At 64.4% G+C, this 23,803-nt stretch carries 20 protein-coding genes and 2 pseudogenes; 8 read left to right on the top strand and 14 right to left on the bottom strand.

What is annotated here, in order from left to right; translation table 11 throughout:
* Positions 1–106 precede the first annotated feature (106 nt).
* On the top strand, positions 107–490 hold the full coding sequence (locus NH14_RS33235; protein ID WP_052148026.1) for a hypothetical protein: 384 nt from the start codon (positions 107–109) through the stop codon (positions 488–490).
* A 59-nt stretch (positions 491–549) separates the two neighbouring features.
* On the opposite strand, the gene NH14_RS23045 is transcribed toward NH14_RS33235, so the two are convergent.
* Positions 550–2,241: a long-chain fatty acid--CoA ligase gene (locus tag NH14_RS23045; protein ID WP_035526011.1), complete on the bottom strand. Its 1,692-nt coding sequence runs from the start codon at positions 2,239–2,241 to the stop codon at positions 550–552.
* A 60-nt stretch (positions 2,242–2,301) separates the two neighbouring features.
* Positions 2,302–3,075 carry an SDR family oxidoreductase gene (locus NH14_RS23040; protein ID WP_035526009.1) on the bottom strand — a complete coding sequence of 258 codons (774 nt, stop codon included), beginning with the start codon at positions 3,073–3,075 and terminating at the stop codon, positions 2,302–2,304.
* A gap of 264 nt (positions 3,076–3,339) precedes the next feature.
* Between NH14_RS23040 and NH14_RS23035 the strand changes: the two genes are divergently transcribed.
* From NH14_RS23035 to NH14_RS23025, 3 genes are all read left to right on the top strand, one after another.
* Positions 3,340–4,791 carry a glycosyltransferase family protein gene (locus NH14_RS23035; protein WP_052148025.1) on the top strand — a complete coding sequence of 484 codons (1,452 nt, stop codon included), beginning with the start codon at positions 3,340–3,342 and terminating at the stop codon, positions 4,789–4,791.
* A 280-nt stretch (positions 4,792–5,071) separates the two neighbouring features.
* Entirely contained in the window at positions 5,072–6,286 is a 1,215-nt protein-coding gene (locus NH14_RS23030) for an MFS transporter (protein ID WP_035526006.1), read from the top strand.
* 83 nt (positions 6,287–6,369) lie between these two features.
* Positions 6,370–8,157 carry an AMP-binding protein gene (locus NH14_RS23025; RefSeq protein WP_035526003.1) on the top strand — a complete coding sequence of 596 codons (1,788 nt, stop codon included), beginning with the start codon at positions 6,370–6,372 and terminating at the stop codon, positions 8,155–8,157.
* Here NH14_RS23025 and NH14_RS23020 read toward each other — a convergent pair.
* The 5 genes from NH14_RS23020 to NH14_RS23000 form a co-directional block, all read right to left on the bottom strand.
* Positions 8,154–8,513 (bottom strand): hypothetical protein, encoded by a 360-nt coding sequence (locus NH14_RS23020; RefSeq protein WP_035526000.1) that lies wholly within the window; start codon positions 8,511–8,513, stop codon positions 8,154–8,156. The genes NH14_RS23025 and NH14_RS23020 overlap by 4 nt on opposite strands.
* Positions 8,514–8,549: 36 nt before the next feature.
* Positions 8,550–10,163 carry an FAD-binding oxidoreductase gene (locus NH14_RS23015; RefSeq protein ID WP_035525997.1) on the bottom strand — a complete coding sequence of 538 codons (1,614 nt, stop codon included), beginning with the start codon at positions 10,161–10,163 and terminating at the stop codon, positions 8,550–8,552.
* A gap of 40 nt (positions 10,164–10,203) precedes the next feature.
* Positions 10,204–11,058, bottom strand: coding sequence for an anti-sigma factor family protein (locus NH14_RS23010; RefSeq protein ID WP_035526379.1), 855 nt, complete (start codon positions 11,056–11,058; stop codon positions 10,204–10,206).
* Between the two features lie 77 nt (positions 11,059–11,135).
* Positions 11,136–11,687 carry a sigma-70 family RNA polymerase sigma factor gene (locus tag NH14_RS23005; RefSeq protein ID WP_035525993.1) on the bottom strand — a complete coding sequence of 184 codons (552 nt, stop codon included), beginning with the start codon at positions 11,685–11,687 and terminating at the stop codon, positions 11,136–11,138.
* 34 nt (positions 11,688–11,721) lie between these two features.
* A complete protein-coding gene (locus tag NH14_RS23000; protein ID WP_167556495.1) occupies positions 11,722–11,859 on the bottom strand; it encodes a hypothetical protein in 138 nt (45 codons plus the stop codon).
* A 485-nt stretch (positions 11,860–12,344) separates the two neighbouring features.
* Between NH14_RS23000 and hfq the strand changes: the two genes are divergently transcribed.
* Positions 12,345–12,851: an RNA chaperone Hfq gene (gene hfq / locus NH14_RS22995; protein WP_035525987.1), complete on the top strand. Its 507-nt coding sequence runs from the start codon at positions 12,345–12,347 to the stop codon at positions 12,849–12,851.
* A 145-nt stretch (positions 12,852–12,996) separates the two neighbouring features.
* Entirely contained in the window at positions 12,997–13,179 is a 183-nt protein-coding gene (locus tag NH14_RS22990; protein WP_084225388.1) for a hypothetical protein, read from the top strand.
* Positions 13,180–13,324: 145 nt separating this feature from the next.
* On the opposite strand, the gene NH14_RS22985 is transcribed toward NH14_RS22990, so the two are convergent.
* Both NH14_RS22985 and NH14_RS22980 read right to left on the bottom strand, forming a co-directional pair.
* Complete coding sequence (locus tag NH14_RS22985; protein ID WP_035525984.1) at positions 13,325–14,083, bottom strand: DUF2968 domain-containing protein; 759 nt, start codon at positions 14,081–14,083, stop codon at positions 13,325–13,327.
* A gap of 54 nt (positions 14,084–14,137) precedes the next feature.
* Positions 14,138–15,246 (bottom strand): annotated as a pseudogene (locus tag NH14_RS22980) (sigma 54-interacting transcriptional regulator).
* Here NH14_RS22980 and NH14_RS22975 point away from each other — a divergent pair.
* Positions 15,191–15,412 (top strand): annotated as a pseudogene (locus NH14_RS22975) (ShlB/FhaC/HecB family hemolysin secretion/activation protein); the annotation flags it as partial. The pseudogenes NH14_RS22980 and NH14_RS22975 overlap by 56 nt on opposite strands.
* Before the next feature lie 236 nt (positions 15,413–15,648).
* On the top strand, positions 15,649–16,134 hold the full coding sequence (locus tag NH14_RS22970) for a DUF2147 domain-containing protein (RefSeq protein ID WP_035525981.1): 486 nt from the start codon (positions 15,649–15,651) through the stop codon (positions 16,132–16,134).
* A 6-nt stretch (positions 16,135–16,140) separates the two neighbouring features.
* Here the strand turns inward: NH14_RS22970 and NH14_RS22965 are convergent, their stop codons facing one another.
* The 5 genes from NH14_RS22965 to NH14_RS22945 all read right to left on the bottom strand — a co-directional run bounded on the left by NH14_RS22965 (position 16,141) and on the right by NH14_RS22945 (position 23,752).
* On the bottom strand, positions 16,141–16,602 hold the full coding sequence (locus tag NH14_RS22965) for a transposase (protein WP_035525978.1): 462 nt from the start codon (positions 16,600–16,602) through the stop codon (positions 16,141–16,143).
* Positions 16,603–16,751: 149 nt separating this feature from the next.
* Complete coding sequence (zapE, locus tag NH14_RS22960) at positions 16,752–17,849, bottom strand: cell division protein ZapE (protein WP_035525975.1); 1,098 nt, start codon at positions 17,847–17,849, stop codon at positions 16,752–16,754.
* 117 nt (positions 17,850–17,966) lie between these two features.
* Positions 17,967–19,397, bottom strand: coding sequence for a dihydrolipoyl dehydrogenase (lpdA, locus tag NH14_RS22955; protein ID WP_035525971.1), 1,431 nt, complete (start codon positions 19,395–19,397; stop codon positions 17,967–17,969).
* A gap of 97 nt (positions 19,398–19,494) precedes the next feature.
* Positions 19,495–20,763, bottom strand: coding sequence for a 2-oxoglutarate dehydrogenase complex dihydrolipoyllysine-residue succinyltransferase (gene odhB / locus NH14_RS22950; RefSeq protein WP_035525967.1), 1,269 nt, complete (start codon positions 20,761–20,763; stop codon positions 19,495–19,497).
* Between the two features lie 124 nt (positions 20,764–20,887).
* On the bottom strand, positions 20,888–23,752 hold the full coding sequence (locus NH14_RS22945; RefSeq protein ID WP_035525965.1) for a 2-oxoglutarate dehydrogenase E1 component: 2,865 nt from the start codon (positions 23,750–23,752) through the stop codon (positions 20,888–20,890).
* Positions 23,753–23,803: the final 51 nt, after the last annotated feature.

Genomic DNA, 23,803 nt, shown 5'->3' with positions numbered 1-23,803 from the left:
TTCATACATGATGACTTATACAAATAGAAAAAAACTTTAACTATCGTTTATTCATCAACACTTCTACGATTGGCTCACGTCATCTGAACTCACACGGAGACTAGCCATGAGCCACTCTTCAGCCGGCCGCAACGCCACGGAACACGATCAGCACCTGCACAACCAGTTGAGCGCATTCAACTCCGCTTTTGCCGAACTCGGATTGCGTTTTCGCTGGGATGCCACCACGCTCTACTCGCTCGCGGAGATCCAGGGCGAAGCGGCGCGCCTCGCGGCCTATATCGAAACGCATCATGCGCATTTGCTGAAGGCGTACAGCATCGACTTTCTGTGCGAAGCAATTCTCGAGCGCAAGAACGCGCAGGCGCCTGGCGAATGGTCGCCGGGTCACACCGCGCGGCACGCGGGCGCGAAGGGCGCGGCCGCCGAGGCGGCTCACGGAGGATGGGACTGGAGCGAGCTGCACCTGCCGGCATTGGCAGGCGCTTGAGGCTCGCGAGGAAGGAAGGAGGTTCGGTGCGCTGCTTTATTGCACTTCAGTAATGCGCTTCAGCGCGCAGCAGCCTCCTCTTCCTGCAACTGGCGCCAGAGAATCTTGCCGCTGCCCGACTTCGGCAACGCCTCGACGAACTGCACGACGCGCGGCGCCTTGTACGCAGCCATATTTTCGTGCGCCCACGCGAGAATATCGGCTTCGCTCACGCTGCCCACCTGCTTCGGATCGAGCACTACGACGGCCTTCACGGTCTCACCGCGCTTGGCATCCTGGGCGCCGATGATGCAGACCTCCTTGATGGCCGGATGCCGGTACATGAGCGCCTCGACTTCGGCGGGCCACACCTTGTAGCCGGACGCGTTGATCATGCGCTTGAGGCGGTCGGTCATGAAGTAATAGCCGTCGGCGTCGCGCCGCACGAGGTCGCCGGTGCGCAAAAAGCGCTTGCCGTCGCGCTCGATGAAAGCCTCGCTCGTGGCCTTGGGGTTGCCCCAATAGCCCTGCATCACTTGCGGCGCGCTCATGATGAGTTCGCCCGCCTCGCCCTCGGGCACCTCGTCGAGCGTAATCGGATCGATGATGCGCGCATCGACGTCGAACACCGGAATGCCGAGACACTGTGCCTTCGGGTGCTGCGGCGGGTTGATATGCGTGGCGGCCATCGTCTCCGACATGCCGTAGCCCTCCACGAATTCGAGACCCGTGAGATCGCGCAGTTTCTTGACCACCGCATCGGGCATGGTCGCGCCGCCACCGCGCAGCGCGGCGAGACTCGACAGATCGTATTCGCCGATGCGCGGATTCGAAAGAAAGTCCACCACCATCGTCGAAATCGACTGCCAACACGTGATGCGGTAATGCTCGATCGCGCGTGCCGCGGCGTCGCGGTCCCAGCGCGGCAGGATCACAATCGTCGAACCGCTGTAGAGCGGGCTGTTCATGCCGCCCTGCATGCCAGTCACATGAAAGAGCGGCAGCACGGAAAGCTGTACGGCATCCTGAGTATTGCCGAACCAGACGCAACCACCCACGGCCGTGGACATCACGCTGCGATGCGTATGCATGCAACCCTTGGGCTTGCCTGTCGTGCCCGACGTGTACGGCATCACGCACAGATCGTCCGGCCCCGCGGTGAGCGCGCCAGGCGTGCGACCCGCCGCCAGCATGTCGGCCCAGTGCGTGACGCCCGGTCCCTGCACGTGGCGCGGCGCGCTCACGAATTCGGGCAGCGGCGAAAACGGTTCGTTCTTCAAATAATCGCTGTACGTGGCAACGAGCAGATGCCGCAGCCCCTGCCCTTCGCCCGCGCCCACCAGCGACGCGATGCGCGGATACAAATCCTGGGCGACAAACGCAGTGGTCGCGCCGCTATCTTCCACGTAGTGCGCGAGTTCGTCGGTGAGGTTCATCGGGTTGACGGGCACGACCACGGCATTCGCGCGCAAGATGCCGTAATAGGAGATGGCCCATTGCGGGCTGTTCTGCATATAGAGCAGCACGCGATCGCCGGCCTTCACGCCGCACTCGGTCTGCAGATAGCCTGCCACGCGTTCGGCTTCGTCCTTGAACTGCGCGAAGGTAATGGGCGTGTCGTAGAAGACGATGAAAGGCTTGTCCGGATAACGCGCGGCCGAGACCTCGGCGTTATAGAACAGGTTCGTGGCGGGAATGCTCAGGTGCGCTGAGAGATGGGCAGGCCAGTATGGCGAGCTCTTGCACGGCGCGGCAGTGGTGAACTGGGGCATGGCGGGTATTCGTCTCGTGAGCTTCGTGGAATTCGTGGAACTCGTGCGATTCGCACGGCGTCAGGCGATGCTCGCGCCGCCGTCGACCGCCAGATGCTGGCCAGTGACATGCCGCGACGCGGCGCTCGCGAGAAACACCACCGCGCCCTTGAGATCGCTTTCGTCGCCGAGGCGATGCAGCGGCGTGCGATCGATCACCGCCTGCCCGGCCTTGTCGAGCAGGCCCGCCGTCATCTTCGACGGAAAGAAGCCCGGGCAGATCGCGTTCACGTTGATGTTGTACTTGCCCCATTCGGCGGCCAGCGCGCGCGTGAAGTTGATGGCCGCGGCCTTCGAGGTGTTGTACGCGATGGCCTGCATCGCGCCAAGCGAGCCTTTCAGGCCCGCGATCGACGCAATATTGATGATCTTGCCGCGCTGCGCGGGAATCATGCTGCGCTTGCCCACTTCGCGCGCGAGGAAAAACGGTGCGTTGACGTTGAGGTTCATGACCTTGTGCCACGCCTCGTCGGGATAGTCCTCCGCCGGCGCGCCCCATGTCGCACCTGCATTGTTCACGAGAATGTCGATCCGGCCGCATGCCGCCAGCGTTTCGTCGACTAGCGGCTTGACGGCCTCGGCGCGCTGCAGATCGCTCACGATCGTCGTGACCTCGATGCCGCGCGCCTGCAAATGTTGCTGCGCCGCTGCGAGTTCGTCGGCCTTGCGCGCGGTGATGACGACGCGGCAGCCCATTTCGCCGAGCGCCTCGGCCATCTGTAACCCGAGCCCGCGCGAGCCGCCCGTAATAAGCGCCGTCTGTCCACCCAGTTCGAACAATTCCCTGACCTGCATGCTTGCGTCTCCTTGATATCTACTGGCCCGGTTCCGCAGTGCGGAATACAGCGGGGATCAAACCGATTCTAGTGACTCTGTCTCATCACCGGAATCAGGAAAAGCACGGTCGTTCATTATGTTAGAAGGCTCGTATGCGTGCAGCAAAGCTGCACCTGCGGCAGGTGGCGCACCGCGGCGAGGCTCGTTTTAAGAAGCCTCCGATATCGGCCAGCCATGGCGCTCAATAGGATTTCTCCGACAAATATCGCCTGCTATCCCACCATGACCGTCGATCCGGAACAGCAACTCCTGCAAGCATTCGTCGCGCACGCCCGCAGCCCCGCCGACCCCGCGCCGCTGCTCCAGATCTGCGAAGCGCTCGTCGGCGTGAAGCGCGACGAGCAAATGCTGCCGTGGGCCGAAAAGGGCCTGGCGCTCGCCCCCCACAACCGCGGCTTCGTGCATGCGTGCGCCCGCGCGCTGCGCCTGCTGGGCCAGCACGCCCAAGCCGCACAGACCTGGATCGATTCCGCGCCGCTCGACTGGCCGCCGCTGTTCCATGAGGCACGACTCGGCCGTGACCTTTACCTGAGCGGCGACACCACGCGCGCCATTGCGCTGCTGGAGCAAGTAGTCAACGCGCCGGCCGACGACCATGACCCCGACAAACTGCGGGCGCGCAAGTGGCTGGCCGAAGCGCTGCTCAGCACGGGAGACGCGCGCGGCTTCGCGCACTGGATCTGGCGCAACCGTAGTGACAGCGGAAACTACCGCTACAGCGCCGTGCCGATGTGGGACGGGCAATCCGATCTGCGCGGCGAACGCGTGCTGGTCACGCACCAGATGGGCTATGGCGACCAGTTCATGCTGTTCGGCAGCATCGCGCATTGGCGCGCGGCCGGCGCCGAGATCATGGTGACCTGCGACGAGCCGATCCACAGCGTCGTCGAGGCGTCGCTGGCCGGCTGCCGCGTAGTCGCCGCGCGCAGACCGCTGGACCAGCGCTCGCCGTTGGACGAATCGACGCTGCCCGCTGTCGAGGCATTCGCACCCACGATGCAGGCCACGCTGCTGCATCTGCCGATGCTCGCGGCCCACGTCCAGCCGTGCCCCGAACCATGGTTCGCAGCCTGGATACGCGCACCGCAGCTCGCGCGCGACCAGGCGACGAACTGGGCGCACACGTTGCGCGCCCAGCACCCAGGCAAGGCACTGATTGGCGTGTTCTGGGATTGCGCGCAACGCCATAACCGCGACATGCGCAGCAAGGAGCGCAGTTGGGCTGGCCTGCGCTCCTTGCCGCTCGCGGCGCTCGAGTCCCTCACGACGAACGCGGCGCTCGAGCGCCGCGTCCATTTCATCAGCCTGCATCACCCCGTAGCCGAGATGATGGGCGGCTCGCCGCGCGGAAACATCGCGCACTACGCGCCGGGCATCATGTCGTTTGGCGACACGGCGGCCTGCATCGAACAACTGGACGCCGTAATCAGCGTCGACTCGGGCGTCGCCAATCTCGCCGTCATGATCGGCAAGCCTACTGCCGTACTCGTCAACCCGGCTGGCGAGTGGCGCTGGGGCGCAGCCGGCACGCGTTCGCCCTGGATGCGCGACGCGTACGTGCTGCGCCAGACCACCATCGGCGAGTGGGACGACGTCGTATCCCGCACCGCAGCATGGCTGATGCAAAGCCAGGCCGCCGCCCCCGCCGACTCAATCAGGATTGCAAATGATTGACGCAAACCCTGCCCGCGCATCATTCGTAGGGCGTCCAATTTCCAATTCAAATTAATTACATTTTATTTACCATTAAAACAATAACCTTTCACCCAACAAGACCCGATAAAACGATTCCCCAGGGACTTGTCCCGGTTGCGCGGGACATTCCTGCAAATATTTAATACGCAGCGTACACTCGTATGCAGCTCGCCACGCGGGGCTGAGCGAGCCATGCGCGCATTGCCGGGAAGCAGGAACAAGCCAGCGACAAGCGCGGCCACATGAGGAGACAAAAGCCATGAGCTGGACGCGAGAGCAGAAGAACGTCACCATCGCAGCGTATCTGGGCTGGACGCTCGATGCATTCGATTTCTTTCTAATGGTTTTTGTCCTGAAAGATATCGCCACCGAATTCAACACTGAAATCCCCGCCGTTGCATTTGCCATTACGCTCACGCTGGCCATGCGTCCGATAGGCGCTCTGATTTTCGGCCGGCTTGCCGACAAGTTCGGCCGCCGTCCCACGCTGATGGTCAATATCGCGTGCTATTCGCTGCTCGAAATGCTCACCGGCTTCTCGCCCAACCTCACGACATTCATTGTGCTGCGCGCGCTCTTTGGCGTGGCGATGGGCGGCGAATGGGGCGTGGGCTCCGCGCTCACCATGGAAACCATTCCGCCAAAAGCGCGGGGCGCCGTCTCGGGCCTCCTGCAGGCCGGTTACCCGAGCGGCTATCTGCTCGCCTCGATCGTGTTCGGCGTGCTCTACCAGTACATCGGCTGGCGCGGCATGTTTTTCGTTGGCGTGCTGCCCGCGCTGCTCGTGCTCTACGTGCGCGCCCATGTGCCCGAATCTCCGGCCTGGAAAGAAATGGAAAAGCGTGCGCGCCCGAGCCTGCTCTCCACGCTCAAGCACAACCTAGGCCTCTCGCTCTACGCAATCGCGCTGATGACCGCGTTCAACTTCTTCTCGCACGGCACGCAGGACCTCTATCCGACCTTCCTGCGCGAGCAGCATCACTTCGATCCGCATACGGTATCGCTCATCACCATCACGCTGAATATCGGCGCGATCGTGGGGGGCATTTTCTTCGGCTCGCTTTCCGAAAAAATCGGCCGCCGCAAGGCCATTTTCATCTCGGCGCTGATCGCGCTGCCGGTGCTGCCACTCTGGGCATTTTCGTCGGGCGCTGCGCTGCTCGCGCTTGGCGCGTTCCTCATGCAGATTTCCGTGCAGGGCGCATGGGGCGTGATCCCGGTGCACCTCAACGAGATTTCGCCCGATGAAGTGCGCGCGACCTTCCCGGGCCTCGTCTACCAGCTCGGCAACCTGCTCGCTTCCGTGAACGCCACGCTGCAAGCCTCGCTCGCTGTCACGCACGGCCAGAACTACGGGATGGCGATGGCGATCGTCGCGGGCACGGTAGCCGTCGTGATCGCCGTGCTGATCCCATTCAGCCGCGAACGGCGCGGCATCGACATGACGCAGACCGCCAAACAGATGACCGGTTGATAGACGACCGGCTAACGCGGCGCGCGGCCCGCCGCGAGATGGTGCAAGATGGCGAGAGACCACGCCACGCCCGGAGAACGACAATGAGCGAGACGCCACCGCCGCCGCTGGCTCGGCCCGATGCAGACCCGTCGGGCCCTGCAAACCCTGCGCCGCCGGACACCGACGGCGTCTGGTACGCCTCGTATCCGCCGGGCGTCCCGCACGAAGTCGACGTGACGCAGTACGCGTCGCTCGCCCACTTCTTCGACGACTGCACCGCGCGCTTTCGCGAGAACGTCGCCTACGTAAGCGCCGGCTCGCCGATGACCTATGGCGCACTCGCCCGCAAGGCCACTGCGTTCGGCTCGTGGCTGCAAAGCGTGGGCGTGCGGCCCGGCGAGCGCGTCGCCATCATGCTGCCCAACACGCTCCAGTATCCGGTCGTGCTATTCGGCGCGTTCAAGGCCGGCGCGGTCGTCGTGAACGTCAATCCGCTCTACACGCCGCGCGAGCTCGCGCACCAGTTGAAGGACAGCGGCGCGCAAACCATCGTCGTGTTCGAGAGCTTTGCGAAGACGCTGGAAATTGCGCTGCCCGGCACGCGCATCGAGCGGGTCATCCTCACGCAGTTGGGCGATCTGCTGGGCGAAGGCATCAACCTCAAGGGCCGTTTCATCAACTTCATGCTGCGCCACGTGAAGAAACTCGTGCCCGCGTACCAGCTGCCGCCCAGCGTGCGCACGGTACGCTTGCTCGACGCGCTCAGTGAAGGCGCCCGCGCGCCGCGCGCACCGGTGGCGCTGCAGCGCGACGGCCTGGCCTTCCTGCAATACACGGGCGGCACCACGGGTGTAGCCAAAGGCGCAATGCTCACGCATGGCACGGTCATCGCGAACGTGCTGCAGGCCAAGGCATGGATCGCGGGGCAGCTCGTGAACGAGCGCGAAACCATTCTTACGCCGCTGCCGCTCTATCACATCTATTCGCTCGCCGTGAACGCGCTGTGCTTCATGGCGATCGGCGGACGCAACATCCTGATCGCGAATCCGCGTGACGTGCCGCGCGTAATGAAAGTCCTGCGTCACGAAACGTTCAGCTGCATCAGCGCGGTCAACACGCTCTACAACGCGTTCCTCGAAAACGAGACATTCCGCCAGCGCGATTTTTCGGCTCTGAAGCTCGCGATGGGGGGCGGCATGGCTACGCAGCGAGCCGTCGCCGAACGCTTCAAGGCGGTCACCGGCAAGCCGATCGTCGATGGCTACGGGCTCACGGAGTGCTCGCCCATCGTGTCGATGAATCCCGCCAATCTTCAGGATTTCGAAGGATCTATCGGACTGCCCGCACCTTCGACGCAGGTACGCTTTCGCCGCGACGACGGCACGTGGGCGAACCTCGGCGAGCCGGGCGAGGTATGCGTAAAAGGCCCACAGGTCATGAAAGGCTACTGGATGCGCCCCGACGAAACCGCGCGCAGCTTCGTCAACGACGGATGGTTCGCGACCGGAGACATCGGCATCATGGATGCGCGCGGCTATATCCACCTCATCGACCGCAAGAAGGACATGATCATCGTCTCGGGCTTCAACGTGTACCCGAACGAAATCGAGGATGTGATCGCGCTGCATCCTGGCGTGCGCGAAGTCGCGGCCATTGGCGTGCCGGACCCCGTACAGGGCGAGCGTGTGAAGGTGTTCGTCGTGCGCCGCGACCCCGCGCTCACCGAGGACGCGCTGATCCAGTTCTGCCGCCAACAGCTCACGGGCTACAAGGTGCCGCGTCTCGTCGAGTTCCGCGCGTCGCTGCCGCAGAGCAATATCGGCAAGATTCTGCGGCGCGAACTGCGCGATGAAGAGATCGCCAAAATCGGCAAGGCGGGTGCGGGCTAAGCCCGGAGCACACCGAGCACGATGCAGCCGCGCGACGCAGCGAGACGCTCCAGCACGAAGCGGTCGGACTCGCGTAGTGCACAGAGGACGACGGCGGGCGCTTCAGCGCGGGATTCGAGGCGGCGCGCAAGCTGCGCATGCCACAGCATGCCGATGTCGTCCGCGCCTTGCGCTCCGGGTGCGAACGCCGGCACGCCGAGCAGCGCGGCATGGCGCGCGAGCGCCCTGCCGTGTTCCAGCGCCGGGTCGTAGACCGCCACGCGCATTGGCGGCGCGCCAGGCCGCCACACCGGCGCCGCCGCGCAGGTCGCTGCAAACGCACCACTCGTTGCATGAAGAAAGGTTCGCCGGTTCATCGCATCTCTCAAGGTTCCGTGCCAGCTCACGCAGACTCATGTATAGCCGCGCATGGCGCGCCACGCCGCCGGCCACACGCCCTGCTTGCCCGGCGCCAGCACGCCCTGCGGATCGAGCGCATCCTTCACGGTCTGCGCGAGCCGCAGCAGCGCGCCATCGTTGAAGTCGTACTGCGCCGCCGCGTAATCCATGTAGAGCAGATGCGAGCGGTACACGCCATAGCCCGCCGCGCGTGCGTCGCTCATCAGCGCGCGCAGCAGATCGCCGGCACGCGCTGCATCGGCGCGCCGCTCGCGCGCGAAGATCGCCGCGAATATATGATGCAGACAGCGCCCCGCCGCCGTGAAGCCACCGTAGTAATCGAAGCCGTATTCCGCCGCGCGTGCTTTGACGAGCGCGTACTGGCGCAGCGCGTCGCGGCCATCGGCGGGACACAGCGGCGAGAAGTCCACATGCGCGCCTTCGCCGCCCACCCAGTCGAGCATGCGAAACGCGCTCATCGATGGAATGCCGGCCATGTTGCGCTCGCCGCCGCCCTGCGGCTCCTCGCTGCCCGCATAGCGTTTCGCGAATGCGCGCGCGTGCTGCACTTGTGAGAACGCGCGCTCGACCTTGCGGCGCTGCAGTTCGATCACATCGGGCTCGCCGTAGAGCGCGTAATGCAGATTCCAGCGGCCGATGTCGAGGTCGCGCTGCATCGCCGCCACGACCGCTTCGGGCATCGGTCCGTCGCCCTCGTACCAGCGCTTGCGCGGCGCAATGCTGGCCGCGCGGCGGATCGCGCCTTCAATCACGGCGTGCTGCGCAATCGTGCCGCCCAGTTGCAGCGCGCGCAGCGTATCGACGATCGTGCCCAGATCGTCCTCGCGCGCAAACTGGATTTCGCCGATCACGTAAGCGGGCGGCGCCGGCATCAGCCAGAGCCCCATCTTCGTGACAATGCCGTAGTTCGATTGCGTGAAGAGCGCGTCGAACGATGGGCCGTAGCCCGGCTTGTAGAGCTGCCACGCCGTGCCCGTGCCGATCGCGCCCATGCCGGTGCGCACGATGTCGCCGTTGGCGAGCACGATCTCCATGCCGCACTGCGCCGCTGCGTGATCGCCGTATGCGGTGTAGCCGAAGCCGCGTTCGAGGGTATTGCCGATCACGCTGCCCCAGCCCGCCGCCGGCGGATCGACCCATAGCCTCAGGCCGTGTTCGCGCAAATGCGCATGGAGATCGAAGTAGCTCACACCGGGCTCGACGAGCGCCCATGCGAGCCGCTCGTCCACGTCGAGCACGCGGTTCAGGCGCTGCAAGTCCAGCACCACCGATCCCGCGAGTCGCGGGGCCGCGCCGCCATAGGCGAAGTTGCGACCCGTGGAGACGGTCCAGAGCGGCACGCGCGCCGTGTTGGCAACGCGCAGGATCGCGCGGATCTCGTCGACGTCAGCCGGCAGGAGCGCCGCCGAGGGCGCAAACGAGGACGCGAATCCACTCCCGTCGTCGACGGGCGCGAACGGATCGAAATACGGCGCGAGCGCCGCGCCGCCACGGCAGACGTTGGGCGCGCCCACGATGGCCTCGAACGCGGCGAGCGCGCGCGCAAAGCGCGCCGCGCTCATGCCGGGCGGCAGCACGCGAGCCGGTTCAGGTTCGTGCGGCGCCATCGTGTGCCTGTCGCCGCTTGTCACCGCTTGTCACCGCTTGTCACCATTGCGCCGGCGAACCGCCTAGCGCGCCGCACACCTCAAAGGCGATCGAGCGCAGGCGAGCCTCGGTGGCCGGGCCGGACAGCGCATAGCCCATGCCTTTGGTGCTCCAGTAGAAGGTGCGGCGGCTGCCGTCGCTCAGCAGATGCACCGCATCGCGATCGCGGCCCGATGCGCTCACATAGAGCGTGAGCCGCGCGCCGGCGGGGTTCTGATACATGAACTGCGCCGCGGGGCCGGCCGCGCCCGGCAACAGGCGGCCGCCCACGAGCGCGTAGCCATATTCGCCGAGCGGCGGAATGGCGAGCTGCTTGCCCAGCCGCTTCGAAAGCCATGCAACGAGGTGCGCTTCGTCCGCGGCGCCCACTTCCACTGGATGTCGCACTTCGGGCGAATACACGGCATAGGCCACGTCGGCGCGACGCGCGAAACCTTCCGCGTCGCGCGCCAATGCTGCGGGGGCCTGGCCCACGTTCGCCACGCCTGCGGTCCCTCCCGCGCCCCACGGGCCGTCGGGGAACCACTGCGGCATCAGCGTGCCTGCCGCCACCGCGAAGCCCGCGCCCGCCACAGCCCACGCCGCCGCGAGGCCCGCGCGCCGCCACCACGGGTCGCGACGCCTCAGCACCAGGCAAGCCGGTTCAGCAGATTCGTCGCCGGCGCGGCACAGCGCTTGCAGCGCGGCCTTCTGCGCGCGCCAGGCCGCTACGCGCTGCGCGGCGTGTTCGTCGGCCGCCAGCCGCGCCTGCACGGCCGCGCGCGCGTCGGCCGGCAGTTCATCGTCGAGCCAGGCGCCCAGCGCGGCAAGGTCCATATCGGAGTCCGAATCAACCGGATGGGACGGAGGCGGCATCGGGCCAGCCAGCGTCCCGCCATCGGGCGCAGCCGCCCGTGCAGCGTTCGCGCGCTCGCGTTCGAGTTTGTCATCGTTCATCGCGTGGTCCCCACCACCCTGAGCGGCACGACGTGCCGCGCAGAATCCTGCGCCGGTCCCCTGTCCAGCAATGCGCGCAGATGCTCGCGCGCACGCGAAAGCCGCGACATCACGGTGCCCGCCGGCACGCCGAGCACCGTCGACACCTCCTGATAGCTCAATTCCTCCACGCAAACCAGCAGCAGTACCTCGCGCTGCGCGGCGGGAAGCTGATAGAGCGCGCGTTGCAAATCGCGCAGCACGAGGCCGTCGACTTCACCATGCGGCGCTTCCAGCGTGCGCCACGGCGCGCTTTCATCGTCCACGGCAATCTCGCGCCGCCCGCGCAACTGATCGATGTAGATGTGGCGCAGGATCGTCAGCAGCCAGGCACGCAGGTTGCTGTCCGGCCGGAACGACGCGGCGCGCGAGAGCGCCCGCTCCGCGGCGTCCTGCACTAAATCGTCGGCCCACGCGGCGTCGCCGGTGAGCGCACGCGCATAACGGCGCATGGGCGCGAGCTGCGCGACCACTTGCGCTTCGAACTCCGCGGACGGACGGCGCAGCATGGCGCGCGGGACCCGTAGCGTGGCTAGCCGCGAATCAGTAACCGCCGCCGCCCGAACTGCTGGACGAGTTGCTGCCACCCGAATTCATGTCGCTGCACGCGGTCACCGAAGCCGAGACCGCAGCCATCGTCAGACAGAGAAGGCAGGCAAGAACAATGCGAAACCGCTTCATGGTCATCTCCTGTGCAGAGTGAACGTCGCGCTGAACCGACGTCGACATGAGATAAACGCGGCAGACCAACGCCTTATTCCCGGATCGCGATTACGCATTTGCCGCGCATCTGGCGCGCGCGTGCGTCGCCGCACGGAACGCACACGTGGAAGTCCGCAAAATCGCCATTCAGTAAGGTGCAGGAAAGCTCGAACGCCGTTCGCGCGCAACGACAGCGAAATCCGCGACACATTCGCCCGAGCTTTGCACTACGCTATGAAAGTATGCACCGCGAGCGCGTCTGATGGTTCGAGACCCGCTTTCGTGGATTCTTGCGGACATGCAAAGTGCCAGCCCGGCAATTCCGCTATTGTGGTCGCGAGCCGGTATAGTTCTGCAATAAAGTATGTCTACGCACGCGCGCTTTGCCGGCACAAGGTAGAATTCCGGCAAGCAAACGTTTCTAAATGAATTGCGGCATTGAGCCGCCTGGTCAAAATTCGTCCATGCCTTCCGCAGAATCGCACCCGCAAAACGACTTCATGAACGCCGCGCGCAAAGAGCGCAAGCGCGTCGAAATCTATCTGGTCAACGGCATTCGCCTGACCGGATGCATCGAGTCGTTCGATCAGTACCTGGTGATGCTGCGCACGCCTGTCGGCTTGCAAGGCATCTACAAACGCGCCATTTCCACCATCCAGCTCGACACCGGCACGCGCCCGGGCCCGCGCACGCCGCGCCCCTCGCACGGCGAGCACACGAGCCGTGGCCCGCATGGCAACCATGGCGGCCACGGCGGCCACGGCGGCCATGGTTCGCGCGAGCCGCGTGAATCGCGTGAGCCCCGGGAGCGCGAGCCGCGCGAATCCTGGTCGGCGCCTGGCTCGTCCAATGCACCCGGTTCGCCCGAGCGCCCCGCCCAGGACGGCCCGGTGGTCGTCACGCGCCGCCGCCGGCTCTACGGCACCGTGAACAACGGCGGCAACGGCGGCGAAGGCTCGAACAACGGCTAAGCCATGCGCGCGCGAGCCGCGCGCGCTTTTTCAGCATCGGCCGGTCTCGTGCAGCACCAGCAAAAGCACAAAGGATCCGGCCATGCGCTCGTGATCCTTCTCTTTGCGTTATCCTGAAAGCGACTCTCTTCGCCAGGAGAACGCCATGAGTTCATCTAAACCGAAGTCTCCTCAGCCCCCGCAGGAAGATGCGCTCGACGAAGCGCTCGAAGAGACTTTTCCGGCGAGCGACCCTATCGCCGTCGATCCGCCCCCCTCCAGACCCAAGCCCACCGACGACACCGGCAAAGGCCACACCAAGCATCATCACCATCACGGCAAGCATTGAGGCCGCGCAGCGGCACCAGGAATTCGTCAGGTTTTCGCGAAACCTCGCCGCCGAAAACTACGAAGGGCAACGAAGGACCGGTGCGTCACGGACGCCCCGCCTTCGTTGCCCTTCCTGTCCTGCCTGTTGCACGGTTGCAGCCTGATTACCGGATCGGCAATCCGCCCTCGACCTCGCGCTGCAGTTCCTGCACCTTGCGCTGCGCCGCACGCAGTTGATCCTGCGCAGCCGCCTTCTCGACCTGAAGCGCATTGGCCTGGGTGCGTGCCTGCTTCTGCTGATCCGCGACAATGGCCTGCTGCTGGCGCGCGATCGCGAGATCGGCCTGCAGGCGATTGGCGTGATCCTGCGTCAGCGCGATCATGCGCGCCGTGTACACCTTTTGCGCCTCGAGGCGCGTGCGGCGGATCTCGACGTCCGACAACTGCAGCGTCTTCTGCACGAAATCGCGGTAGATCGCCTCGGCGCGCGTCTCGTCGCTGGTCTTGATGACGCGCCAGAACGTCTTGTTCTGGAACAGCGTCACGTAGTAGGTCATCTCCTTGCCGTAGAACAGGAGACTCGCGCCATAGGTGCCGTTGTAGGTCGTGCGCAATTCGTTGAGATCGGAGCCGCGGATCATCTGCTGCAGCTCGGCTACATTGCCCGCCGCGTTCTGCTGCGCCTCCTCCTGCGTCAGCGCGACCGGTGCACCCGGCAGTGGCTGCGCACCCGGCGCCGCCTGCGGCTGCACCGTCGTGGTGGCCGGATCCTGGGCCGCCATGTTCGCGGCCACGTTGACCGTCGACTGCCCTGTCGATTGCGTCGTCCCCTGCTGCAGCGGCTGCGCGCAGCCGGATTCCAGCCCCCCGAGCAGCATCAGCACGGCCAACGCAAGCTGTCGAACTCTCCACTTGTCGCTCATGAAGTCCCTGTTTTGAACAGTTCTTTTGTATGATTTTACAAAATCGCACAATTATTACTCACTTTCGCCGGTTGCGGGCTCTTCGTCGAAAATTTGGTATTTGCGGATCTTTTCCCACAACACCTTGCGGCTGATTCCCAGGTATTGGGTCGTGTCCTTGCGGCGCCAGCCGTTCGCATCGAGCGCCGTCAGCAGCCGGCTGCGCTCGGCCATGTCCCATTTGCTGCGATCGACGATAGGCGCCATCGCCGACTCTCCCGGCGCCGGCTGGACGCTGCCCGCCCCCGCCAGCAGCCGGCGCAGGCGCGGCGCGTCCCAATTGCCCATCTGCCGCACCGTTACGCCGACCCGTTCGGCCAGGTTGCGCAGCTCGCGCACGTTGCCCGGAAAGCGCATCGCCGCTACCGAATCGGCCAGCCAGTAAGGCAGCGCCGCGAGCCGCTCGCTGCCCACCACCGACGCCACGAAAGCCTTGAAGAGCGCGATCTTGTCCACTGGGCCGCGCGCCTCGAGCGACGGCACGATCAGCTCGATCACGGCAAGCCGGTAATAAAGGTCGGCGCGGAAATTGCCGTCTTTCACCAGTTGCGGCAGTGCCGGTTCGTGGTCGCGACAAGGCGAAAGTCCACCTTCAGCGGCGTGGCCGAGCCGATGCGCGTGACCGAGCCGTCCTCCAGCACGCGCATCAGCTTCACCTGCTGATAGAGCGGCAGATCGCCGATTTCGTCGAGAAACAGCGTGCCGCCGTCGGCCTGCTCGAAGTAGCCCTTGTGCGCGAGCGCAGCGCCCGTGAACGAACCCTTCGCGTGCCCGAAGAACAGCGACTCGAACAGGCCGTCGGGGATCGCGCCGCAGTTGACGGCCACGAACGGGCCAGCGTCGTAACGGCTGTGCTTGCGATGCAGCAGTTCGGCGATGCGCTCTTTGCCAGTCCCGGTTTCGCCGTGCACGAGCCCGCGCAGCTCGGCGCAGGTGAAGTCGAGCGGCAGAATGTGCGAATACTCGGCGGGATACATGGCCGGGTCGTTGTCGCGCGGCGCCGCGCCGACCCAGATCACGGGCATGCCGTGCGTGGCCTGCCAGTCGCGCAGCACCAGCGCGCCGGTGTCGATCACGCAGTATGTGTCGTTCGACATGGCGCGCGTGTACCTGCATGCGGGCACGCCCTCGCCTTCGCGGCTTTCGTCGGCTTCGGCGGGGTTCCGGATCACGGACGGCAAGTACTACAGCCTCGATCTCTCAGTGGCGAAGGCGCTGGCCGATGCGCCCGTTGAAAGCGCGTCGCGCAGCCCGCCTGTGAATGCTACGTTCTCGTATCAGCCCAATTGAGCCAAAAGCCGCAAACCGGGCGATTCGCGACAACCGATTCACGGCAACAGTCCGTCAGGCGCGGCGCGTGCGCCACGCGCCGTGAACGCCGACTAGAGTTTCTCCTCGCAAACGCGCGAAGTGCTTTCGCGTATCCTGCGCTGACCGCCGCCCGCCTTTGCCGCAGTTCGCTGCCACGCAACCGGGCTCGCGGCGGTTTGAAAAACATACCGATAAACACCAGTGGAGGAAGACATATGGTCCCGTTCAACAGCCGCGGCAATGCGTTCGCCGCTCGTGCGGCGCGTCATATCGTGCTGGCCGGCGCGCTGCTTGGCGGCGTGATCGCCGCCCATGCGCAATCGAATTCGCCTGTCGGCGTCTGGCAAACGATCGACGATCACAGCGGACAGCCCAAAGCGCTCGTGCAGATCAGCGAAGATGGCAGCGGCGGCCTCACCGGCAAGATCATCAAGGGGCAGGGTGCGAACGATCAGCCGGACCGCCGCTGCACGGCGTGCACGGACTCACGCAAGGACCAGCTGATTCTGGGCATGACGATCATCGACGGCATGAGGCAGGCCGGCAGCGAATGGGATGGCGGGCACATTCTCGACCCCGAGAACGGCAAGGTGTACCGCTGCAAGATCCACACCGAAGACGGCGGCCAGAAGCTGGTGGTGCGCGGTTATCTGGGCATTTCGCTACTGGGCCGCTCGCAGACCTGGGTACGCCAGCAGTAAGCGCGATCAAGCCGTATGCCGATACACCGACCGATAACTCAACGGCTGCGGCACACCGGACGTGGCGGGGCTGAACGGCGAATGGCGCGTGGTGGACGGCAGTCCGGGCAAGCCTTCCTGAACGCGTGCGGCGGCCTTTTCTGCACGGCTCAAATGCTTGCGCATGCGCGATTCGATGGTGTCGCACAGCGCGATGCCCTCGTCGCCGAAAAGCTCGGCCATCACGCGCTTGAGAACCCCTTCGTCATGCCAGGCTTTGAAGCGGCGATGGCAGGTTTGATAGGACGGATAGCGGCGCGGCATGGCCGACCACGTAGCGCCGCTATACATGACCCACAAAACGCCGTTGAGCACCGAACGGGTGTTGGCAAGCGGACGGCCGCGCATTTCCGAGCGCGGACGCAGTTCTGGCAGCAGCGGCATCACGCGCTGCCATTCTTCCTCGGTAATATCGCGATGGGGGGTCATGGTCTACTCCTTTGTCGGAACCTGTCCTGACTAAAGATATCGACTTGCTCCTGCGGCCCCTATCAGACGAGTCCGAATCTTGAAAAAACGCATCCGCGCCTGTTTTTGCGAGGAATCGCGGTATTTTCAGGAGCGACAGACCCCACTGATTAAGTGAGCGTCGTATCGACGATGCGGCGCGGCGTTTCCAGATACTCCTTCGACTGCATCTCGACGATGCGCGAAACCGTGCGCGTGAACTCGTTGGCCATCGGACCCTCCACGTAAAGCTCCTCGGGCGGCACCGCGGCCGACATCAGCAGCTTCACCTTGTGGTCGTAGAACACGTCGATGAGCCAGGTGAAGCGGCGCGCTTCGGATTGCATGCGCGGTGTCATCTGCGGCACATCGGAGAGGATCACAGCGTGGAAACGGCTCGCGAGTTCCAGGTAGTCGTTCTGCGAGCGAGGGCCGCCGCACAGCGTGGCGAAATCGAACCACACTACGCCATCCGCCTTGCGCAATGCCTTGAGTTCGCGCTTCTCGATGCGCAGCAGCGGGCTTTCGTCGGGCACCGCGGCAAGCTCCGCGAACGAGTGGCGCAACGCCTTGTCCGCAGCCGCGCCTAGCGGCGTGTGATAGACCTCGACCTGCGCGAGCGTGCGCTGGCGATAATCGATGCCGGCATCGACGTTCAGGACATCCAACTTTTCCTTGATGAGCTCGATGGCGGGCAGCATGCGGTCGCGATGCAGGCCGTCGGGATAGAGCAAATCGGGATCGTAGTTGGACGTCATCACGAACTGCACGCCATTCTTGAACAGACCGTCCAAAAGGCGATAAAGGATCATCGCATCGGCAATGTCCGAGACGTGGAATTCGTCGAAGCAAATCAGGCGATAGCGCTTCGCGATGCGGCGCGCGAGTTCGTCGAGCGGATCGGCCTGCCCCTTGAGCTCTTCGAGTTCGCGGTGCACCTCGCGCATGAATTCGTGAAAATGCAGACGCGTCTTGCGTTGCAACGGCACGACCGCATAGAAACTGTCCATCAGGAAACTCTTGCCGCGGCCCACGCCACCCCACATGTAAACCCCGCGCGGCAGATCCGGGTGATTGATGAGCTTCCAGAACGCGTTCGAGCGGCGCCCCTTGTAGGCGCCCCACTCGTCGTAGCACCGCTGCAGCCGGTCGATGGCGGTGCGCTGGGCCGCATCGGGTTTATAGCCCCGCTTCTGCAGTTCGTTTTCGTAGTATTCGGTGACGTTCATTTTTCTGGACCGCAAACAAAAAGAGGCGGGAGAGCCTGAGCCCACCCGCCTCTGTACTGATGCATGCTACTGCGAGACAGGGCGGTCATAAAAAGCCGGCCGCCCTGCCCTCGGTGCTTACATGTTGAGCGCGCGCTTGTCGGTGGCGAGCGCCGCTTCGCGCATGACTTCGGACAGCGACGGGTGCGGATGGCAGATGCGGCCAATGTCTTCGGCGGCCGCCTTGAACTCCATCGCCACCACGGCTTCCGCGATCAGGTCCGATGCGTTCGCCGAGATGATGTGCACGCCGAGCAGCTCGTCGGTCTTCGCGTCGGCGATCATCTTCACAAAGCCGTCGGCCTTGTTGATGCCGAGCGCGCGGCCGTTCGCCATGAACGGGAACTGGCCCGTCTTGATGTCGCGGCCTTCGGCCTTGAGCTGCTGCTCCGTCTTGCCGACCCACGCGATTTCCGGCTCGGTGTAGATCACCCACGGAATGCAGTTGTAGTCGATGTGCGGCTTCTGACCGTCGATGATCTCGGCCACCAGCACGCCTTCGTCTTCGGCCTTGTGCGCGAGCATCGGGCCGCGCACCACGTCGCCGATCGCGTAGACGTTCGGCACCGACGTTGCGCAGTGGTCGTCCACGTCGATGAAGCCGCGCTCGTTGGCTTTCAGGCCGATCGCTTCGAGGCCGAGGTTGTCGGTGTTCGGCACGCGGCCAACCGACACGATCAGGCGGTCGGCTTCGAGCACTTGCGCGTTGCCGTCCTTGTCCGTGTAGTTGATCGTGACGTTCTTGTCGGTGGCCTTCACTTCGCCCACCTTCACGCCGACGTGAATGTCGAGACCCTGCTTCTTGAAGAGCTTCGCGGCTTCCTTCGAGAGCGACTGGTCAGCCGCGCCGAGGAATTCCGGCAGCGCTTCGAGGATCGTGACGTCGGCGCCGAGACGGCGCCACACCGAGCCGAGCTCCAGGCCAATCACGCCTGCGCCGATCACGGCCAGCTTCTTCGGCACGGAGTCGAACGTGAGCGCGCCCTCGTTGTCGGCGATGATCTTGTTGTCGACCGGCATGCCCGGCAGATGGCGCGCCTTCGAGCCCGTCGCGATGATGACGTTCTTCGCCGTGACGACTTCAGTTTCGCCTTCTCCCGACACTTCGATCTGCACGCCGGCGTCATTCTTGCCGGTGAACTTGCCGTGACCCTTGAGCCACGTGATCTTGTTCTTGCGGAACAGGAACTCGATGCCCTTGGTCATCTTCTCGACGATGCCCTCCTTGCGGGCGAGCATCTTCGCGACGTCGATCTTCACGTCGCCCACGCTGATGCCGTGGTCGGCGAGATGATGCTGGGCATTCTCGAACTCTTCCGACGAGGCGAGCAACGCCTTCGACGGAATGCAGCCCACGTTCAGGCAGGTGCCGCCGAGCTTCAGCGCGCCGGCCGGGTTCTTCCACTTTTCGATGCACGCAACCGACTTGCCGAGCTGCGCGGCGCGAATCGCCGCGATATAGCCGCCGGGGCCGGCGCCGATCACGACGACGTCAAATTCTTTGGACATGGTCATCCTTTCGATACGTGAGCGCGGCGCGCGGAGTCCGGCTTCCGGAATCCGCGCGCGACGCTCAGTGTGAGACGGGGTACTAGACGAACTACGCTTACAGGTCGAGCAGCAGGCGAGCCGGATCTTCCAGCGCGTCCTTCATGGCGACCAGCGACAGCACGGCTTCGCGGCCGTCGATGATGCGGTGGTCGTACGACATCGCGAGGTAGTTCATCGGGCGGATCACGATCTGGCCGTTCTCCACGACAGCGCGCTCCTTGGTTGCGTGCACGCCGAGGATCGCCGACTGCGGCGGGTTGATGATCGGCGTCGAGAGCATCGAGCCGAACACACCGCCGTTCGAGATCGAGAACGTGCCACCCGTCATTTCTTCGATCGAGAGCTTGCCGTCCTTGGCCTTCTGACCGAATTCAGCAATCTTCTTCTCGATGTCGGCGAGGCTCATCTGGTCTGCGTTGCGCAGGATGGGCACCACCAGACCACGCGGCGAGCCGACCGCGATACCGATGTCGAAGTAGCCGTGGTAGACGATGTCGTTGCCGTCGATCGACGCGTTCACGAGCGGGAACTTCTTCAGCGCATGGACTGCCGCCTTCACGAAGAACGACATGAAGCCGAGCTTCACGCCGTGTTCCTTCTCGAACTTGTCCTTGTACTTGTTGCGCAGGTCCATGACCGGCGCCATGTTCACTTCGTTGAACGTCGTGAGGATGGCGTTGGTTTGCTGCGACTCGAGCAGACGCTCGGCGATACGCGCACGCAGACGCGACATCGGCACGCGCTGTTCCGGACGGTTGTTGAGCCAGTTGGCAGCCGATGCCGGCGCATTGACTTGCGGCAGCGAGGGCTTCGCGGCAGTGGCGGCCTTGGCAGCCGGTGCTGCCGCCGGAGCGGCCTTCGGCGCGCCCGCGCCGAGCACGTCCTGCTTCGTGATGCGGCCGTCACGGCCGGTGCCGGCGACGTCGCCGCCCGAGAGGCCCTGCTCGGCCATCAGCTTCGACGCTGCGGGCGACGCCACAGTGCTGCTGGCCGTCGAGGCGGCAGTGGCGGCAGCCGGTGCGGCTGCGGGAGCAGCAGCGGGCGCGGCGGCAGCGGCCGGAGCCGCAACGGCGCCCGCCTTGGCTTCCGTGTCGATCTTCGCGATCAGCTGCTCGCTCGTGACGGTCGAGCCGTCGCCCACGATGATCTCGCTCAGCACGCCGGCAGCCGGCGCGGGCACTTCGAGCACGACCTTATCGGTTTCGATCTCGATGACGACTTCGTCCTGGGCAACAGCTTCGCCCGCCTTCTTCTTCCACTGCAGCATCGTGCCTTCCGACACCGATTCCGAAAACTGCGGGACCTTGACTTCTACGATAGCCATGTGATTTTCCTGAATACTTGTCCGGGGATTTTCCCCGTATGACGAACCGGGTCGCGCACTTGAGCGCGGGAAAGCGCGTGATGGATGAGTCGCGCTTTCCCGGTTCGATTCGCTCTATGTGTGCTTACTTCGCGACCTGCGCGCCCTTCAGGCGGCCGAACGCACCTTCGATCAGCGTCTTCTGCTGCTCGTAGTGCTTCGCGTAGTAGCCGACGGCCGGCGAGGCGGAAGCAGGACGGCCGCTGTACGCGAGCTTCATGCCTTCCTTCATGCCTTCCTTCAGGTGATGCTCGATGTAGAACCACGGGCCCTGATTCTGCGGCTCGTCCTGCACCCACACCACTTCCGTCGCGTTGTCGTACTTCTTCAGCTCGGCTTCGAACTGCTTGTGCGCGAACGGATAGAGCTGCTCGATGCGGATGATCGCGACGTCGTTCGACTTCGATTCGCGGCGATGCGCGACGAGGTCGTAGTACACGCGGCCCGAGCAAGCGACGATGCGCTTGACCTTCTTCGCGTCGATCGTGTCGTCCACTTCGCCGATGACCGGCTGGAACGTGCCCTTCGCGAGTTCAGACAGGTCCGACACGGCTTCCTTGTGACGCAGCAGCGACTTCGGCGTGAAGATGATGAGCGGCTTGCGGAACAGGCGGATCATCTGGCGGCGCAGCACGTGGAAGATCTGCGCGGGCGTGGTCGGCTGGACGACCTGCATGTTGTGCTCGGCGCACAGTTGCAGGAAGCGCTCGATACGCGCCGACGAGTGCTCCGGACCCTGGCCTTCGTAGCCGTGCGGCAGCAGCATCGTGAGACCCGAAACGCGGCCCCACTTCACTTCGCCCGACGAGATGAACTGGTCGATCACGACTTGCGCGCCGTTCACGAAATCGCCGAACTGGCCTTCCCACGCCACCAGCGTGTTCGGCTCAGCCGTCGAATAGCCGTACTCGAAGCCGAGCACCGCTTCTTCGGAGAGCACCGAGTCGATCACCGTGAAGCTCGCCTGGTTCTCGCCGATGTTCTGCAGCGGGATGTACGTGCCGTCGTTCCAGCGCTCGCGGTTCTGGTCGTGCAGAACGGCGTGACGGTGGGTGAACGTGCCGCGACCCGAGTCCTGGCCCGTGAGGCGCACGGCGTAGCCCGAAGCGACCAGCGACGCGAACGCGAGGTGCTCGCCCATGCCCCAGTCGAGCTTCGCTTCGCCCTTGCCCATCGCGCGGCGGTCGTTGATAACGCGCTCGACCAGCGGGTGAACCTTGAAGTTCTCCGGGATCGTCGTGATGCGCTCAGCGAGACGCTTGAGTTCCGCGAGCGGCACTGCCGTGTCCGCTGCGTCGGTCCACTTGCGGTTCAGGAACGGCACCCAGTCCACCGCGTACTTGCTCTTGTAGTTCGAGAGCACCGGATCGACCGTGTGGTGGCCTTCGTCCATCGCGGAACGGTAGGCCTTGACGTAGTTGTCGCCGTCCTCGGCCGTGATCACGCCCTGCTGCACGAGCTTCTCGGCGTACAGCGCACGGGTGCCCGGGTGCTTCGCGATCGTCTTGTACATGAGCGGCTGCGTGACCGCCGGGGTGTCCTGCTCGTTGTGGCCGAGCTTGCGGAAGCAGATGATGTCGACCACGACATCCTTGTGGAACTGCATGCGGAACTCGACCGCGAGCTGAATGGCCAGCACGACCGCTTCCGGATCGTCGCCGTTCACGTGCAGCACCGGCGCTTCGATCATCTTGACCACGTCGGTGCAGTAGAGCGTCGAACGCGCGTCGCGCGGGTCCGAAGTCGTGAAGCCGATCTGGTTGTTGATGACGATGTGCAGCGTGCCGTGCGTGCCGTAACCGCGCGTTTGCGCGAGGTTCAGCGTTTCCATCACGACGCCCTGGCCCGCGAAGGCCGCGTCGCCGTGGATCTGCACCGGCAGCACTTGCAGGCCGTTGTCGTCGCCGCGGCGGTCCATACGCGCCTTCGCCGAACCCTCGACCACCGGGTTGACGATTTCGAGGTGCGACGGGTTGAACGCGAGCGACAGGTGGACCGGACCGCCTTCGGTCGCGATGTCCGACGAGAAGCCCTTGTGGTACTTCACGTCGCCGGCCGGCAGGTCGTCGACGTGCTTGCCTTCGAATTCGGCGAACAGGTCCGACGGCATCTTGCCGAGCGTATTCACGAGCACGTTCAGACGGCCGCGGTGAGCCATGCCGATCACGATTTCCTGCACGCCCTTGGCGCCCGCGTGACGAACGACTTCGTCCATCGCGGCGATGAAGGACTCGCCGCCTTCGAGCGAGAAGCGCTTCTGGCCGACGTACTTGGTGTGCAGGAAGCGCTCGAGGCCTTCGGCGGCCGTCAGGCGCTGCAGAATGTGTTTCTTCTTCTCGTTCGAGAAGCTGGGCGTCGAGCGGATCGACTCGAGACGCTCCTTCCACCAGCGCTTTTGCTCAGGATCGCTGATGTACATGTACTCGGCGCCGATCGTGCCGCAGTACGTGTCGCGCAGCGCCTTGACGATCTCGCGCAGCGACGCGCGCTCGAACCCGAAGTACAGGTTCGTGGCGCTGAACGTCTCGTCCATGTCGGCTTCGGTGAAGTCGTAGAACGCGGGCTCGAGCTCGGGGATATTCGGACGCTCACGGCGCTTCAGCGGATCGAGGTTGGCCCATTGCGAGCCAAGGAATCGATAAGCACCGATGAGGGATTGAACGTACACCTGCTTGCGTGCCGTGGCGAGGTCTTCGCCGCCTCCACGCGGAATGAACGCGTTGGCCTTGGCGCGCTGCGCAAACGACTCGACGATCGGCCCATGGGCGATGTCGTTGTCCGTGGTGCCGCTCGACGACGGCACGTTTTGCAGTGCGTCGAAGTACTCGCGCCAGTTGTCCGGAACGGACGCAGGGTTATCAAGATATGCTTCGTATAGCTCTTCGACATACGGAGCATTGCCGCCGAACAGATAGGAGTTCAGCTGAAATTGCTTCATCGTTTCCGACATTTACGCTCACCTTTCTTCGAGTTTCTCGAGAAATAGCGGGTTACTCAACCT

This window comes from Paraburkholderia sacchari (assembly GCF_000785435.2).
Classification (GTDB): Bacteria; Pseudomonadota; Gammaproteobacteria; order Burkholderiales; family Burkholderiaceae; genus Paraburkholderia; species Paraburkholderia sacchari.
Note: the sequence above shows the minus strand (reverse complement) of the source record. Positions and strands in the feature narration are given on the sequence as shown.